The sequence below is a fragment of the Flavobacterium sp. GW821-FHT12A05 genome (genome assembly GCF_058807735.1).
The window spans coordinates 465,907-482,539 of the sequence record NZ_JBXAQY010000001.1 but is presented as its reverse complement, the minus strand read 5'-3'; the positions used below and the strand labels follow the sequence as shown (position 1 = coordinate 482,539).

13 protein-coding genes are annotated in these 16,633 nt (G+C 31.9%); 9 read left to right on the top strand and 4 right to left on the bottom strand.

The genetic code is table 11. The features are described from left to right. Positions 1–408 precede the first annotated feature (408 nt). The 3 genes from AC1RRQ_RS01820 to AC1RRQ_RS01810 all read left to right on the top strand — a co-directional run bounded on the left by AC1RRQ_RS01820 (position 409) and on the right by AC1RRQ_RS01810 (position 5,614). A complete protein-coding gene (locus AC1RRQ_RS01820) occupies positions 409–3,996 on the top strand; it encodes an SIR2 family protein (protein ID WP_493020853.1) in 3,588 nt (1,195 codons plus the stop codon). Positions 3,997–4,438: 442 nt separating this feature from the next. Continuing rightward, positions 4,439–5,200, top strand: coding sequence for a hypothetical protein (locus AC1RRQ_RS01815; protein ID WP_493020851.1), 762 nt, complete (start codon positions 4,439–4,441; stop codon positions 5,198–5,200). A gap of 33 nt (positions 5,201–5,233) precedes the next feature. Further along, complete coding sequence (locus tag AC1RRQ_RS01810) at positions 5,234–5,614, top strand: hypothetical protein (RefSeq protein WP_493020849.1); 381 nt, start codon at positions 5,234–5,236, stop codon at positions 5,612–5,614. A 74-nt stretch (positions 5,615–5,688) separates the two neighbouring features. Here AC1RRQ_RS01810 and AC1RRQ_RS01805 read toward each other — a convergent pair whose 3' ends face one another. Beyond that, positions 5,689–6,090 carry a helix-turn-helix transcriptional regulator gene (locus AC1RRQ_RS01805; RefSeq protein WP_493020847.1) on the bottom strand — a complete coding sequence of 134 codons (402 nt, stop codon included), beginning with the start codon at positions 6,088–6,090 and terminating at the stop codon, positions 5,689–5,691. A gap of 165 nt (positions 6,091–6,255) precedes the next feature. On the opposite strand from AC1RRQ_RS01805, the gene AC1RRQ_RS01800 reads away from it, so the two are divergent. Both AC1RRQ_RS01800 and AC1RRQ_RS01795 read left to right on the top strand, forming a co-directional pair. Continuing rightward, positions 6,256–6,552 (top strand): hypothetical protein, encoded by a 297-nt coding sequence (locus tag AC1RRQ_RS01800; protein WP_493020845.1) that lies wholly within the window; start codon positions 6,256–6,258, stop codon positions 6,550–6,552. 156 nt (positions 6,553–6,708) lie between these two features. Then, positions 6,709–6,912 (top strand): YqaE/Pmp3 family membrane protein, encoded by a 204-nt coding sequence (locus AC1RRQ_RS01795; protein WP_493020843.1) that lies wholly within the window; start codon positions 6,709–6,711, stop codon positions 6,910–6,912. A 19-nt stretch (positions 6,913–6,931) separates the two neighbouring features. Here the strand turns inward: AC1RRQ_RS01795 and AC1RRQ_RS01790 are convergent, their stop codons facing one another. Together AC1RRQ_RS01790 and AC1RRQ_RS01785 are read right to left on the bottom strand one after the other, a co-directional pair. After that, entirely contained in the window at positions 6,932–7,723 is a 792-nt protein-coding gene (locus tag AC1RRQ_RS01790; RefSeq protein WP_493020841.1) for a DUF5995 family protein, read from the bottom strand. A gap of 177 nt (positions 7,724–7,900) precedes the next feature. Then, entirely contained in the window at positions 7,901–8,278 is a 378-nt protein-coding gene (locus AC1RRQ_RS01785; protein ID WP_493020839.1) for a GreA/GreB family elongation factor, read from the bottom strand. Between the two features lie 632 nt (positions 8,279–8,910). Between AC1RRQ_RS01785 and AC1RRQ_RS01780 the strand changes: the two genes are divergently transcribed. From AC1RRQ_RS01780 to AC1RRQ_RS01770, 3 genes are all read left to right on the top strand, one after another. Next, entirely contained in the window at positions 8,911–9,339 is a 429-nt protein-coding gene (locus AC1RRQ_RS01780) for a hypothetical protein (RefSeq protein WP_493020837.1), read from the top strand. 181 nt (positions 9,340–9,520) lie between these two features. Beyond that, a complete protein-coding gene (locus AC1RRQ_RS01775; protein ID WP_493020835.1) occupies positions 9,521–11,827 on the top strand; it encodes a type IA DNA topoisomerase in 2,307 nt (768 codons plus the stop codon). Positions 11,828–12,112: 285 nt separating this feature from the next. Next, on the top strand, positions 12,113–12,589 hold the full coding sequence (locus AC1RRQ_RS01770; RefSeq protein ID WP_493020833.1) for a DUF6265 family protein: 477 nt from the start codon (positions 12,113–12,115) through the stop codon (positions 12,587–12,589). A 209-nt stretch (positions 12,590–12,798) separates the two neighbouring features. Here AC1RRQ_RS01770 and AC1RRQ_RS01765 read toward each other — a convergent pair whose 3' ends face one another. After that, the gene (locus AC1RRQ_RS01765; protein ID WP_071636902.1) at positions 12,799–13,959 is read right to left on the bottom strand and encodes an MFS transporter; all 1,161 of its coding nucleotides are present in this window, start codon (positions 13,957–13,959) and stop codon (positions 12,799–12,801) included. A gap of 254 nt (positions 13,960–14,213) precedes the next feature. Between AC1RRQ_RS01765 and AC1RRQ_RS01760 the strand changes: the two genes are divergently transcribed. After that, complete coding sequence (locus tag AC1RRQ_RS01760; protein ID WP_493020830.1) at positions 14,214–16,535, top strand: TonB-dependent siderophore receptor; 2,322 nt, start codon at positions 14,214–14,216, stop codon at positions 16,533–16,535. The last annotated feature ends 98 nt before the right edge of the window (positions 16,536–16,633 follow it).

The window sequence follows — 16,633 nt, the reverse complement described above, 5'->3', positions numbered from 1 at the left end:
GGGGTTTTAATTTGCTTTTATGGATTTCCGTAAAATCATTCAATTAAAGGGATTTATTTTTGACAAAAGCTATTTAAAACAAAAATCAGGGGTTTTTACGTGGTTGTAAATTTAAATTTAATGCGATGTTTGTTTTTTAAATATCAAATTAAAGCTTTATTAAATAAGGATGTTACCATTAACATTCAAAAAAGACTCGAAAATTTGTTTTCAACATCTTTTTTTATGGTTTCTCGTAAGTTTTTTTAGATAATTATGTTTTGAAGAATTCTTCAGTTCTGAAAATTAACTGCTAAGATTTCTTTTATAGAATATTTAGAAATACGCAAATTTATTAGTGTATTTTTTAAAAAAAAATCGAATCTAAACGAATTTAATGAGTTTTAATGCGATCTTTAACTTAAACATATGATTGAAAATTTAAAAAAAATACTCCAACAAGAAGACACTGTTTTATTCATTGGGTCTGGAGTTTCCCTTTGGTCTGGTCTACCAACTTGGTCCGGTTTAATTCAAGAATTAATAGATTTTATCAAGGAAAATGGTTTAGACGCAAACTTAACAGAGCAAGAATTAAGAAGAGGTGATCTTTTACAGGCAGCTAGTTATGGTTTTGATAGATTAACCAAACAATATTTCGCACAATTTATCAGGAAAGCATGTCGTATTGAAACTTCTCAACCTCATGATATTCACAATAAAATTATTGCTTTGGGACCAACTTGTTTTATAACCACGAATTATGATAAGTTGCTTGAAATGGGGTTTCAAAAATGGAAATCTAACACATATTTTCGAACTGTTGTAAATACGCAACTTACAGAAACTGCTGAAATTGTCGGGGCACGAGCAATCAAATTTTTATTTAAACTTCATGGTGATGTAGAAAATTCTGATAGCATAATTCTAACCAGAGAACAATACAGAGCTTTAAATAATGGAGGAGAACTTAATCATGCGCTAGAAACTGCAAAAACATTGATGTTAAGTAGACCAATAGTTTATATTGGATTTGGATTAAGAGATCCTGATTTCTTATATTTAAAAGATTTAATAATAAATACATATAAAGGAGGAGCGAGAGACCATTATGCAATCATGGCCGATGTTAATGAGCAAGAAAAAGATTATTGGCGAAGAAATTTTGGTATTCACTTAATAGATTATCAAACTATCATTAATGCTGACGGAAAAAGGGATCATTCTCCAATTTTAAATCTATTAGATAGTTTAAAAACTATTCAAATTGAACCGATTGCCTCTACATTTGTTTTAAGTTCTGAATTTATTTTAAATTTAAATAGGCATTCAGCAAAGTATTCTGGCTTTGAAACTTCAAAATTACATTTTCCTTTAATTGTACAATCAATTATAAACAATAAAATCCAAAAACAGAATTTTCAGTTTTATAAATCTGCAATTGAAGAACTACTTGATAACGGAAATGAAAAAATAATATTAATAGGTCTTCCAGGAGGGGGAAAAAGTTATTCACTTAAAGCAAGTGTTGCAAGATTATCAAAAATATTAAGTAAGGCCTGTATTGAAGATTCTATAAAAATAAACCAGACCATTGTTCCAGTATATGTAGATTTAAAACTATATGAAGGAAATCTTGTCGAATTGATTGAGCAAAATATTCCTGTTGGAATAAATTTATCTCTTTTATGTTCAAATTTTAAAGTTAAATTGTATCTAGATGCCTTTAATGAAATTCCTAAAGAATACATTGAGTCAAAGAATTGGAATTCTGATTTTTCATATCTTTTAGAAAACTATAGCTTATCTCTAATAATTTCATCACGTAGTATTGATGGCTTGGAAGAATTGGAATTTCCTGCATTTAATTTGGACTCTATTGATGAAGAATTTATCAAAACAAGTTTATCGCAAAATGAAATCGAACTAAAAGGTATATTTAGAGATGAAATAATAACACTATTACAAAAACCTTTTTTCTACAAACTCATATTTGAAAATAAATTCAAAATTGAGCCTGAAACGAGTCCTCAAAAAATCTATCATAATTTAATTAGCCTAATAAATAAAAGGCTTAATGATCGATTTGACATCAACATAAATTTAATAGATCCATTAGCAAGTGTAGCGATGAATGCACTAGATAACGGAGAAGAAGCTTTTAAGCTTGAATTATTAAAAAAACAAATAGATTTAGAGTTTAAGAAAACTAGCGCAGCATACGTCTCAAACACAGACGTAATAAACTGGCTCGTGAGTCAAAATTTTATTACTCCTTTAATTAATGAAAGAATTAGTTTCTTTCACCAATCTATTACCGAATATTTAGCTGCAACAAAACTTGCTATAGATTTTATAAAAAACAATGAAATTTTAAAAGAAAAACTGAGTTTCAGACGTTGGGATCAAGCTTTATTTCTATGTTTAAGCTTATTAAAAAAAGAAGATGCTGATAAATTTTTGGAAACTGTAATAAAAATTGATTTTGGTCTGGCTATGTCAGCAGTAAAGTATTTAGAAGAGGATTCTAGTAAAATTGTAGAGCGACTTTTAAGAGAAATTAACAACACTACATACAGAGATTTTGATTCAGAGAGCCGAATTGCCTATAAAATAAGATATAGTTTACCTATCCAATATTTGCATATAGATATATTAAAGCAAATAATAAAAAAAGGTAACTTATTAGGAGGTGCTGCAGCGGGTTGTTTAATAGATCTATATGGAGGCGATGTTAAAAATGAAATTTTTAATCTTTTAGTAGATCATTATGATGATTATAATTTTTGTTCTGAAATAGCTCGTAACATTAAAAAATATGTAAACGAAGATGATCTTCCGATTCTTTTAACTATGTGTAAGAACGTACAAGAAAAAACTAAAGTTTTAAAAATTGATAAATTTGATGGCTTTGATTCAGCATTAGGCAAGATAATGACAAGCTTGAAACCGAAAATAGTTTTTACTACATTTTACGATAAGAAATTAAATCATAAAGAACAATATATACAAATTAAAGTTTTATGTCAATTTTTACGTAATTCCAGAAATAATAAATCTCTTAAAATTTGTACTAAACTTTTACTATTAGATATTGATAAAGCTGCAGTAGAAATGTACTTTATCTTACGTTTCATTAAAAAAGAAAAAAAAATAAACTATTTAATTTTTGAATCAAGTCATATTAATTCTCTCTTAGATATCGTTTCAAAAAAGGATAGTATGAATGCAGGTTGGGCATTAGGTTCATTAAACAAAATTTTTGAAAAAAGAGAAGATTTAAAATATCTTGCTGAGAAAAATATAGACAAAAAAACTGGAATTTTAAAAGTTGCTTTATGCTACTTAGTTTCTAAATCAAAAGAATACGATTTAGTATTTCAGGCATTCAAAGATTTATTAAATGTAGATTCTAAAAATCTACAAAAAGAAAATTTTGATCTTATATCGCATATGAATGATTTAAATTGGATTGGTAATGAACAATTATTCGTAAAGCTTTTAAAACTACAAAATATAAAATTAGCATATAATTTATGTGATAAATTAGCTCTTTATCACGAAAATGATAATAGCCCTATTTTTGATATTGGATCAATAAATTGGTGGCTTGAATGGTTTAAAGAGTTCTTAGAATCAAAAAGTAAAGATTGGATGTTTACAGATCGAGTATCAACAGTAATTACTAATTGCACATCCAAAGACAAGCGACAAGAATTTATTAGTGAATTTAACAATCCAAAATCGAAATACCGTAAAATAATAAATCAATTAATTCTTTCAAAAATGAATGACTTGAAATTAGATTATTTTACAGAAGAGACAATAACTTATTTACTTGAAGAACTTAAAACAAATCATCCTATTGGTAGTACATTAGCTGATATTGCAACTGAAAAATTTGTTTCAGAGCGTATGTTACCCTTGTTTAAAGAAGCCAAAGGTGTTGAAAAAAAGAATTATAAAAAAATAATTGAACTAATTGGTCGAAAACACAAACGGAGATATATACTATAACTCTCGTTAACGCGAGCGCGATTGTATCGCCAAATAGACCGTTGTATCATTTTTTTTTGATCCCTGTCTCATCCTGAAAAAAGTTTACATATTTATCAACTTGAATTTTAAATCTGTCCTTTGTTAAAAAACAAATTCTATTAGTAATATACAAGCCAAATTTTTAGCGAAAAACATAATCTTTTTACTTACTTTGTGACTGTATGAAAAGATACTCATACTAAAACTCCACTATTCCATTAAAAATAAACACCAACCATTACAGGTGTAAAAATGGATCTTCCAAAATAAAATTTAATCCTCAATTTGCTTCAAAGAAATTGACTTATCTGTTATTCTTTAATTAGAAAATTAATTTAAGAAATAACTAAGTCAATTAGAAATTTTATGCCTAAGCTGAATACGAAGCAATTAAATTGTATTAACTCTAATCTTAATAATAATGAAAAGAATTAAATTTATTTTACTGCTAGTAATTTCAACAAATGTTTTATTTGTGGGTTGTTCAAAAGAACAGGATTCCAAAGATTCCTCTTTATCAAAAGAAAAATCTGAGATTCCTTTAACTGACTATGGTTTTTACCATAACGAGGCTTTAGATTTATACTACAAAAAGTATGATGGAATTGAAGGAAAAACAGCTGGGGTTATAATTGACGAAATGACAGCTGAACTTAAACTTAAATATCCTAACGAGTTTAAAGATATAAACGTCAATGATGTAAAACTGTTTTTTCAAAATGTTGATCCTAAAAGCTTTGATACAAATTCATTTTGGAATTCAAAAAAAGAGGAATTATATACTTCTAACAAAGTATCTAAACGAGTAGGGATTTTAGTCGATAACATGCTTGAAAATAATATGAGTTACAATGAATGTATTGCTCAAATTGAGAATTTCAAAAAGACTTATTATCAATCTAAAACAAATAACTCTTTAACAATCGATGAAACAAATGAGTTAGTTGTACTGGAAGATGTTTTAAAAAGTTCAAATCAATATTGGAACTCTAAAAGCAATACAACAAAAAACATGAGCAGTAAACCAGGTTCTAAAGCAATTGTTGCTGACATGATGGGATCGCTTATGTTTGTTTACAGCGGACCAATGGCTATAATTTCAGGAGGACTTTGCTCATTATTTGTCAATGAAGCTATACCATATATGGATGCTCCAACTGAGGATGAGTTTCCAATTTTTTAAGAAATAATAAATCAACTAACCACAATACAAAATATGGAACTAAATAAAATTATAGAAATATTAGAAAAATACGATTATAAATACAAATTGAAAAACGATAGTATTATTGTAACTCTTGAATTTTCTCAAAATGTGGTAATTGATTTATCAAATCCTTCAAAAATTATTGTTTCGGATTATCTGGAAAGTTGGAATTTTTTAACCGGCGGAATTAAAATGAGTTTGAAAAATGCGATTTTGTATAATTTTTTTCTGCTTTTATTCTTCGGCTTTTTATGTCAATATTTACAGTTTACAGGAAACTCATTAACCAATTTATTTTTAACTTTTATAGGTTGGGTTTTGTTATTTTCTACATTCTATTTAATTAAACTTGAAGGTTTTAAATTACAACTCAAAACAATTATAAAATAATATAATCATCCAAAATGCGCAAAATCCTTTTAAAAGGCCTTTGCGCATTTCTATTTTATAAAAAAGAGAAAACCTTACTTCCCTCCCAACATTCTTTCTAAATATTCATTCTTATCTTTTTCTGCTTGAACTAGACGCTCATAAAGTTCAACAACCTTATCTAAAGGATTAAAAGTGCATTCACTATTATAAGCTCCGTTTCCATTATGCACGATACTACTATCATTATAAGTATTCCCAATAATATTTAAAACAGCTTCTTCCGAAAAATTCTTAATTACTTCAACACTTACGTCAAGTGCTTTAGCAATTTCAATTAGTTTGTTTTCCTCTACATTTTCACTTGCTTCAATGTTTGAAACTGTCTGCTGACTAACACCAATAGCAATTGCAAGCGCTTCTTGCTTCATGCCTTTTAATTCTCGAATTCGGCTGATATTTCTGCCTATATGTTTTGGTTTTGCTGTTGTACTCATGAATCAAAGATATTTAAAATTTGTAAAGAAAAATAGGTTTTGGGTAAAAAACCAACTCTGTTTGTGTGATACTAAGCATTTTGTTTTTTTATAGCAAAAATTGTGAGTTACTTGCCGGCTGTTTTACAAAAGTAAGATTTTTACATTAATTTTCAACTACACATCATGACCGAAAACCGTAAACAACTAGCTCATTTTTTAGAAACCGCTGGTAAAAAACATTATTTTACAAAATTAGAACCAGATTATACAATCGATACTTCGCTTACAGCTCGTTTTAAAATAGACACTTATACTGACTTAATGCTTACCATTACTTCACTTATTAGAACCAGTATAGCTATTCTTAGAAATGAAGAATACAATTCTGGACACGATGCGGCGCTTTTACTCGAAATGGCAAAAAAACTCCTTCCTGATGATGAAATGGAACTTCTCGATGAATTATATACGATTTTATAAAAACAAGTTTTCACGATTATAATTTTAATTAAATCATTTAAGTGTCATAGGCGAGGCGTTCTCGCAAGCTTATAAAACACAATAAAAAAACATCAAAAAAAGCTGCAAAAAATCATGCAGCTTTTTTTTATATTTACACCAAAACAAACCAAAAAAATGATGACACTAATTGCTATTTTCTTTCCCTTTGTTTCTTTCTTTTTGAGAGGAAGAATATTAACTTCAATTATTTGTCTTATCCTGCAGATAACATTAATAGGTTGGATTCCTGCTGCAATTTGGGCTGTAATTTCTTTACAAAATTCAAGAGCCGATAAACGCAATGAGAAACTAATAAAAGTGATGAAAACAAGATCTTAAAAAATCGAGATAAACAAAATCATGCCGCAACACATTCCACATTATTTTGTTCGGCAATTTGCATGTCGATTATTTTTTGAGCGATACTTCCTCGTTCGAATAAGCGAATGATTTTAAAAACAGCACTCACAAAATATCCCGGGTTCGAAACTAATCGGGCGATTTCGGTTATTCTTTGATCTCTTAGGTTTTTACAGGATTCTCTTTCGTTTTCTGGAACGGCTACAAATTCGTTGGCAAATTTCCAGGCTCCGTTTCTTGCTGTTTCCATGCTGAAATCAATAAAGAAGGTGTCTATTTTACCTGTAACTTTTAGTATCCACGTAAGTGTAGGCCAAATTTTAATTAAGCATTTTTCGACACCGCCCACCAAATTGCTTAGAATAAAGTTTATTTTATCAAAATCAGCTTTTAAATCCTCAATATCTTCTACCGTACTGACTTCGGCCGAGGCTATTCCTAAATCGAGGTTAATATGCGCATTGATCCCGAGAAGTAAATGCTGTAAAACTATTGGCCAAAACTTTTCGGCTTGTTCAAAGGCAAATCCCCAGCATTCCGATGGTTTTTCTTTGGCTTGATATTGATAATAGGCCTTTAAATATCGATTGGCAAAAATAACATCCAGCTTTTCCATTCGTTCACCATTCTGAAAAGAACCATCCTGAATACCCAGTTTTACTCTTACCGTAACTTCACGGTACAGGGTCGCAAATAAACCGATATTGCTTTGATCTATTTTTGACTTTTCTATTATTTCATCCAAAAACTGAATTACTTCGTCTATAGTATTAGCTTGTTTCATACTCATTTATAATTGGTTATGGTTAGTTTGAGAAGAACGAATTTAATTATTTTAATCTTTCAATGAACATTTTTTTGAGGTAATTATCTTATTATTTTACTTTCATTTTTGATATAAAAAAAACATCCCAAAAGAAAACTCTTTTGGGATGTTACTATACTTAAATCGAAAACTATAAGGCTCTTAAGCTTCCTCTTCTACTTTTAAAATTTCAAGTTTTAAATTACCTTTTTTTGCAGGCCATTCTACCAGATCTCCAACTTTGTAGCCAATCATGGCGATACCTTCATCAGAAAGAACCGAAATTTTATTCTTACTTGTTTTTGCCTTTTCAGGACCAACAAGCAGAATCGTTTTTTCTTCGTTGTTGAGATGGTCTTTATAAGTAACTCTTCGGTTTACCGAAACAATATCTTCAGGCAGGTTTCTTCTCAATACCTGAGTTGCATGTTTTAATTGTCCTAATAACAACTCTTCTTCTTGCGGTGTTACCTTTTTTCTTCTTACGTGATCCTTAATTAAATCGTATGTTCCTGTTGTTAAAATAATATTTTGTGACATAACTTTCTTGTTTGCTTCATTTTATATAGGGCATAACAACAACTCTTCACCAAATAGCGCATTGCTTTCAGTGATATCATATCCTAAAAAATGAAGATTAAATAAATAAACTTAAAAAATGGAGGTTCCCTGCCTAGAGTTGCGACAGGGCACAATGAATAAACTCTTTTGAGCTTTTCAAGAAAGTATCATCATGCAAATACAATAATGTGCACATTAAGCACATTAAACAGCTATTTACTAAATAAGATTTTGCAGTTACCATAATGATATTATAATCAGGCTGCAAGATACATTCTTTTCTTACAAAAAACAAATATAACAGCTTTTAAAGGCTGGTTTTCTAGTGCTTCTATTCTTTTTATTGAAACGAAATTAAAAATTCACAATGAAAGCTCCGGAGGAGCTGCATATTTATAGCAAAATTTATTTCCAAACAGATAAAGCTCCAGTGGAGCGATATTTTTTACACAATACATATTTCGCTCCGCTGGAGCTTGAAATCACGGTGTATGTAATGCTATAAATGCTCCGCTGGAGCATTTTTACTAAATAGTCTTTACGGCTTCACGTAAGGATCTAAATTTTAAACACACTACTTTTGGGAAAAGCTTTTAACTTAAACCAAACCAATGAAACTAATACTTAGTATCTTACTTTTTATTTTCAACTCTATTTTATTTGCACAATCGAATCAATTTGCAGGCGATTATACGCGTTCACTTTCTGAAGAAGGAAAACATATAATTGAATATAAACTGACTTTAAATCAAGACGAAACATTTGAATTTCACTCGTATTCAAAAATGCAGGGCGGAACTCCGCCAGAAGTAAATAAATACGGAAAAGGAAAATGGACTTCAAAAGACAATATGATCACTTTTTATACAGACAAAAAAGAAGATTTAAACGAAAAATATACGTTGGATTTTAATAATTCAACAGCAAGATTTATAACCAAAAACCCAAGAGATAAAAGCGATAAAATAGTGAAGACCAAACTTCAGTTTTTAGCATCAGGAATTAGCTGGATGAAAAGAATTGATGTTTTTAAGGTTTAAATATTTTTAAAACGGTCAACAAAACCAAATAAGATTACTTTCGTTCCTCGCAATGACAAAAGTCCACGTATTTACGCCTTCACGAAAACCAAAACAACAGCATAAAAAACTTAGCGTCCTAGTGTCTTTGTGGCAAACCCAAAAAAAAATCTTAATTTCGCCTTTAAATAAGAAAGGATAAATGAAGGTCTGTATTGCTGAGAAACCAAGTGTAGCACGCGAAATAGCATCCGTTTTGGGCGCCAATACCAAACATGACGGATATTATGAAGGAAATGGTTATGCCGTAACCTACACTTTTGGGCATTTATGTACCTTAAAAGAACCTAACGATTACAAACCGCACTGGAAAAGCTGGGATTTAAACAATCTGCCCATGCTTCCTGAAAAATTCGAAACTAAAGTTGTTGAGAATTCGGGAATCCAGAAGCAGTTTAAAATCATTAAAAGTCTCTTTGATAAAGCCGAATTAGTTATAAACTGTGGGGATGCCGGACAGGAAGGAGAATTAATTCAGCGCTGGGTAATGAACGAAGCGCATTACAAAGGAGAAATAAAACGTCTTTGGATTTCGTCCCTAACTACCGAAGCCATAAAAGAAGGTTTTGACAACTTAAAACCTTCTGAAAACTACGATAATTTATTCTACGCCGGATTTTCAAGAGCGATTGGCGACTGGCTTCTGGGGATGAATGCTACACGTTTGTATACCGTAAAACATGGCGGTTATAAACAAGTATTGTCTATTGGACGCGTGCAAACGCCAACATTGGCAATGGTGGTAGATCGATTTAAAGAAATTGAAAACTTTAAACCACAGCCGTATTGGGAATTACAGACTTTATACAGAGAAACTCTTTTTAGTTATGAAGAAGGGCGTTTTCTAAAAAAAGAAGATGGAGAAATTCTGGCTGAAAAAGTAAAAGAAAGTGATTTCGAAATTGTTTCTGTCGATAAAAAGAACGGAAACGAATACGCTCCAAAACTGTTTGATTTAACGGGATTACAAGTTTATTCGAATCAAAAATTTGGATTTTCGGCAGAAGAAACGCTTAAAATTGCACAGACTTTGTACGAACAAAAAGCCATTACGTATCCCAGAGTTGATACGACTTTCCTTCCTGGAGATATTTACCCAAAAGTACCTGGTATTTTACAAAAACTGACAAATTACAGCCATTTAACAGAACCGCTTTTAGGAAAGAAAATAAAAAAATCGCCTAAGGTTTTCAATGACAAAAAAGTAACCGATCACCACGCGATTATTCCAACAGGAATCGAAATTAATCTGCCGCACAATCAACAGCAGGTTTATGATATAATTGTAAAACGTTTTATTGCCGTATTTTACGACGATTGTCTTGTTGCCAACACTACCGTAATTGGAAAAGCAGCAGACGTAACTTTTAAAACGACAGGAAAAGAAATCCTTAAAAAAGGTTTCCGTGTTGTTTTTGAAGATCCAAACGCCAAAGAAAAAGAACCCGATTTATTGCCGAGTTTCGTTGTGGGCGAAAAAGGTCCGCACGAACCTTCGTTCCTTCAAAAAGAAACCAAACCGCCCAATCATTTTACCGAAGCCACTTTACTGCGCGCCATGGAAACCGCAGGAAAACAAGTTGACGACGAAGATTTACGCGAATTGATGAAAGAAAACGGAATCGGACGTCCGTCTACGCGTGCGAATATAATCGAAACACTTTTTAAACGTCAATATATCGTTCGAAACAAAAAACAGGTTTTGCCCACTATAACCGGAATTCAGTTAATTGATACGATTCAGAATGAGTTAATAAAATCGGCTGAACTTACAGGTTCTTGGGAGAAACAGCTGAAAGATATCGAAAAAGGTTCTTTTACCGCTGCAGCCTTTATTAAAAACATGAAACGCATGGTCGAAGCTTTGGTTTATGAAGTCCGAAGCGAAACGAAACATGCCAATATTTCGCATGCGGCAACGATTCAAAAACCAGTTGTAAAAGCAGAGAAAAAGAAAGTCGCCGGAGGAATTTTGGCCGAAACCTGTCCGAAATGTCAAAAAGGAAACCTTATTAAAGGAAAATCTGCATTTGGATGCAGTGAATATAAATCGGGCTGCGATTTTGTACTGCCTTATGTTTTCTCGGATAAAAAAATTACTGAAAGCCAATATTTACGACTAGTTCAAAAAGGATCAACCGTAAACATAAAAGGTTTTAAAACCGAATCTGGAACGGTGGAAGGTTTAATTCGTTTTGAAGAAAATTACAAGCTTAAATTAGAGCCAAAGAAAACAGAACCGAAAAAAGCTAAAGAAGAAACATCCGATTCATTAATGTGCCCGAAATGTAAAAAAGGAACCATCCTAAAAGGAAAAACCGCTTACGGATGCTCCGAATATAAATCAGGCTGTGATTTTAAAGTCACATTTGATGAAGTCAGAACCAAACTAAAAGATCAAAAACCAACGAAGGAACTAGTCTACTCTATTTTAGAGGAAAGCGTTTAGTTTTTTTGCCACAGATTATATGGATTAGCAAAGATTTTTTTATTTGTTTTGCCACGAATTACACGAATTTACACTAATTTTTTCTCGCAGATTTAGTAGATTTAATTTTGATACTGAATTATATAATCTGCGGTTATCTGCTAAATCTGCGTGAAAAAAATCTTTTTAATCCTTCAATCTGTGGCAAATATTACATTACTATATTCAGAAATTAATTTGTGGAAATTAGTGTAATTTGTGGCAACATTTTTTTTCATACTTTAGTACTATCAAAACCTATAAATTATGTTTCAGAAAATTACTCTTTTAGCACTTGTATTAGCTGTTGTTTCTTGTCAGAAGAAAGAATCTGCAGAGAAAGATAAAATCAAAATTGCCGACTGGCTTATCGGAAACTGGGAAAATAAAACGGATGAAGGTGTTTTAACTGAAAACTGGGAAAAATTAAATGACAGTACTTTCAATGCATCTTCTTATTATATAAAAGGGAAAGATACCCTGCATTTTGAAACCATAGTCCTGGCTCAAAAAGGCGAAACCCTTACCTATTTTGCAACTGTAAAAGGACAAAATGAAGACAAAGCGGTTGCTTTTGCCTCAACTTCTGAATCCGACAAACAATTGGTTTTTGAAAACGCAAAACACGATTACCCGCAAAAAATCACCTATACAAAAGGCGCAAACAATACGCTTACCGCTGAGATTTCAGGAAATTTAAACGGAAAACCGAGTTCGGAAAAGTTTGTAATGACGAAAAAATAGCAGACTTAAAATGTTCCGTTCCTACGGAACTCTAAATTTCTTGCGAATTCAATTTCCAACGGATTAATCCCGATAGCTATCGGGAGTTGCTACAATATGATCCATTCCTTCGGAATTACTAAACTTTGCGTCTTAGCGCCTTCGTGGCAAAAACCGTTAAAAAACCTTAGCCCCTCAGCCCCTTAGAATCTTAGCAGCTTTAAAAAAATCTACTCATTCTCCCCTATCTTATTCACCATAAAAATCATGAGAATCCCTAGAAGCGCCATAATTAAAAACGCCCATTTCATACTTAGATATTCAGAGATAAAACCAACCATTGGCGGTACCAATAAAAACCCAAGGTAACCAATTGTAGAAATAGAAGTTAATGCCGAACCGCTGCTTAATTTTGAAGATCTTCCGGCAATACTAAACACTAATGGAACCACGCAGGAAACCCCAAATCCAATTAAAACATAACCAAAAATAGTGGGATAAGCATACGGCAGAATAAAACAAATTCCAAAACCTGTAGTGATTAATATACCGCTGTAAAGCAGGATTTTTTTAGTTCCAAATTTCATTACGCCATAATCTCCAAACAAACGCCCGAGGGTTACTGCCGTGGCAAAAAACACAAAAGCAGCACTGGTAAGTTTTGGCGAAGCTTTTAGAATATTTTCAAAATAAATACCGCTCCAGTCGTACATCGTATTTTCGCAAGCCATAGAGACAAAACAGATCAAGGCAAACTTGACCAGATTCTTTTCCGGCATTGAAAAGAACTTCTTTTTAACCGGAACAGGCTCATTATGAATACTCATAGGATAAAAACAAGCCGTCAGAGCAAGCATAAAAACACTTACGCCCAATAAATGGTGAGAAGGCGCTATCTTTTGTGTCACCATTACATATCCCAAACCAGCACCTGAAAAAACGGCAATACTCCAAACTGCATGAAAACGGGTTATAATAGATTTTGGATATAATTTTTGCACCTCCAGAGATTGTGCATTAATTGATAAATTGAAAATATTACGAGAAGCTCCAAAAATTAAAAGAACAATAACCAGCTGCCAAACAAAAGCAACTAAACCAGGCAAAGACAAAACGATATTAAACATAATAGCTCCTAAAAGCATAATATACCGACTGCTGTATTTGTTTAACAGCTTTCCTGTAAACGGCATTGTTAGCATTAAACCTATTGGAAAAGCAAATAAAACAGCCCCAAACTGAGCTTCGGACAAATGCAATTGTGCTTGTATATGCGGAATTCTCGATACCCAGGAAGAATATCCAAATCCGGAAAGGAAGAAAAATACCGTGTTTGCTATACGATAACCTCGGGGTGTATTTTGAATTTTTTTGAAGAAAGGTAAAATCATGAAGTCTTATTTTCAGATTGCAAAATTAAACCTTTTAAAACGAATTATTGTTCGTTTTACACTTTAATATATACGTACAAATTTTCAGTTTTATTTCACTCAAAACAAAAGACTTTTCTTTCTTATTCAGCTATATAAAGCCTCGATTATAAATCCGTTTAAATAATATTTGTTAAGGAAATTATAATTTTTACATTTGTGTTGTTTTTATTTATTCTAAATAAAATTAATTATAAACCAATTAAAAAGAAACAATGAATTACCTTAATTTGAAAACATCTCGTTTTCTACTTACAATCGGTTTTCTATTTACATTTCTTGCGGCGTTTTCTCAGCAAAACAACGGAAAAATAAAAGGAACCATTACCACCTCAGACGGCGAAGAAGCAGCCGGCGTTAACATAGTTTTAAAAAAATCAAAATACTGGACAATCTCAGATGATAATGGAAATTTTGATTTTAACCGAGTAAAACCAAATACTTATATTTTACAAGTTTCACTAGCAGGATACGAAACTCTTGAAAGCGAAGTAATTGTTGCCGAAAGTGAAACCACAGAAATTAATTTAAAACTAAAGGTTTCAAACAAAGAATTGAAAGAAGTTGTGGTTAACGGCAAGAAAAGCAATCTATCTAAAAAGACTGATTACGTTGCGAGAATGCCTCTTAAGAATTTAGAAAATCCGCAAGTTTACAATGTTATCCATAAAGAACTTTTGCAGGAACAAGTTGCGGTAGATATTAGAAGTGCAGTTCAAAATGCGCCTGGTGTAACGTCAAAAATTTATCCTTCGGGCGGACTTGAAATTAGCTTTAGAGGATTCAGCACCGGAGTTAACGCCAGAAATGGTATGGAAACGCTTTCCGGAAGAAGTTCGCTTTCTATAGATAACGCAGAACGAATTGAAGTATTAAAAGGACCTTCGGGAACCTTATTTGGTTCTTCTGTTTCTTCTTTTGGAGGAGTTGTAAATTTAGTTACCAAAAAACCTTTTGAAAGTAAAAAAACAGAAATCTCATATACAGGAGGAAGTTTCGGATTGCAGCGTATTGCAGTAGATTTCAATATGCCTCTTACTCAGGACAAAAAAGTTTTGTTTAGACTGAATACTTCTGCCAATACCGAAAACAGTTTCTTAGATTATGGTTTTAATAAAACAGTTTTGTTTGCACCAAGTGTTATTTATAAAGCAACAGACAAATTAACGTTTAGCTTAGACACCGAGATTTTCAACACAAACAATACCCGCCCTACTTACGGCCGTTCGTACGCAGCCGGAATTACAAACCCAACAGATCTAAAAATAGATTATAGAAAAAGTTTGTTTGCAGATGATGCCGATGCCAGAACATCATCTCCTAAAATATATTTTCAGGGAGAATATAAGTTATCTGAAAACTGGAAATCTACCACTCTATTTTCTTGGGTAGACGAAAGAGTAAGCCATAGTTATCAATATTATACGTCATGGAAATCGCCAACGCAAGTAGAAAGAATGGTATCTCGTTTTGGACCAATTCACAACACTTTCACCAACATACAGCAAAATATTAATGGTGAATTTTCTACCGGAAGTATCAAACATAAATTATTAACCGGTATTAACTACAGATTTACAAAAGGAACTTTTAAATACGCAACAACGCCGGTTCTGGATGTAGTAGATGTAACAAAAGATTTTACGCCTATTAGAAAAGATCAGGTTGATCCTGCTTTAAAAGGTATGGAATTTGGCGTGCCAGATGAGCAGACTTTCAGCGTATATGCTTCAGATGTTATTAGTTTTACAGATCGTTTGTCGGCAATGCTGAGTCTTCGTTTTGATAATTTTGTTCAGAAAAAATTAGAAGATACTCCGGGTTACAATCAAACTGCTTTATCTCCAAAATTAGGTTTAGTGTATGAAGTTGTAAAAGATCAGGTTTCGTTATTTGGAAATTACATGAACGGTTTTCAAAATTCTGGACCTGTAAGTCAGCCTGACCAAACGTTATTGATCTTAAAACCAATTTATGCAAATCAATACGAAGGTGGTATAAAAGTAGAAGGATTTGATAAAAAAATAAGCACAACACTTAGCTATTACAACATTACAATTGATAATGCTACAAGAACAACTCCAACCGGATTTAATATTCAGGATGGAAAACAAGTAAGTAAAGGGATTGATTTTGAATTTATTGCCAATCCTTTTGCCGGTTTAAATATTATAGCAGGTTATGCGTATAATGACAATCGTATAGTAAAATCATCTGATGTTTCTATTGAAGGAAACAAAGCCAGCGGTGCGCCGGAAAATGTGGTGAACTTTTGGTTGTCTTATAAATTTCAAAACAAACTAAAAGATTTAGGTTTTGGTTTTGGAGGTAATTATGTAGACAAACAATATAAGTTTGAAAACGAAAGCTTTTACGCACCATCTTATTCAACCTACAGCGCAACGGTATTTTATGACAGACCAGTATGGAGAATTGGCGTTAAATTCAATAATATTACCGATACTAAATATTGGGATTCCTACGGAATGGCTCAAAATCCGGCTAACTTCCTGGTTAACTTAACCCTAAGACTTTAACCACATTTATACAAAAACCATTCGTTAACACGAATGGTTTTTGCTTTATAACCCCTTTGTTTTATAACAAAAAAATAATAAAAGCATCACATATAAAA

What these genes read in the sequence shown, in the direction of transcription:
- AC1RRQ_RS01820 (WP_493020853.1), top strand. Translation starts at nt 409, where the DNA reads ATGATTGAAAATTTAAAAAAAATACTCCAACAAGAAGACACTGTTTTA.
- AC1RRQ_RS01815 (WP_493020851.1), top strand. Translation starts at nt 4,439, where the DNA reads ATGAAAAGAATTAAATTTATTTTACTGCTAGTAATTTCAACAAATGTT.
- AC1RRQ_RS01810 (WP_493020849.1), top strand. Translation starts at nt 5,234, where the DNA reads ATGGAACTAAATAAAATTATAGAAATATTAGAAAAATACGATTATAAA.
- AC1RRQ_RS01805 (WP_493020847.1), bottom strand. Translation starts at nt 6,090, where the DNA reads ATGAGTACAACAGCAAAACCAAAACATATAGGCAGAAATATCAGCCGA.
- AC1RRQ_RS01800 (WP_493020845.1), top strand. Translation starts at nt 6,256, where the DNA reads ATGACCGAAAACCGTAAACAACTAGCTCATTTTTTAGAAACCGCTGGT.
- AC1RRQ_RS01795 (WP_493020843.1), top strand. Translation starts at nt 6,709, where the DNA reads ATGATGACACTAATTGCTATTTTCTTTCCCTTTGTTTCTTTCTTTTTG.
- AC1RRQ_RS01790 (WP_493020841.1), bottom strand. Translation starts at nt 7,723, where the DNA reads ATGAGTATGAAACAAGCTAATACTATAGACGAAGTAATTCAGTTTTTG.
- AC1RRQ_RS01785 (WP_493020839.1), bottom strand. Translation starts at nt 8,278, where the DNA reads ATGTCACAAAATATTATTTTAACAACAGGAACATACGATTTAATTAAG.
- AC1RRQ_RS01780 (WP_493020837.1), top strand. Translation starts at nt 8,911, where the DNA reads ATGAAACTAATACTTAGTATCTTACTTTTTATTTTCAACTCTATTTTA.
- AC1RRQ_RS01775 (WP_493020835.1), top strand. Translation starts at nt 9,521, where the DNA reads ATGAAGGTCTGTATTGCTGAGAAACCAAGTGTAGCACGCGAAATAGCA.
- AC1RRQ_RS01770 (WP_493020833.1), top strand. Translation starts at nt 12,113, where the DNA reads ATGTTTCAGAAAATTACTCTTTTAGCACTTGTATTAGCTGTTGTTTCT.
- AC1RRQ_RS01765 (WP_071636902.1), bottom strand. Translation starts at nt 13,959, where the DNA reads ATGATTTTACCTTTCTTCAAAAAAATTCAAAATACACCCCGAGGTTAT.
- AC1RRQ_RS01760 (WP_493020830.1), top strand. Translation starts at nt 14,214, where the DNA reads ATGAATTACCTTAATTTGAAAACATCTCGTTTTCTACTTACAATCGGT.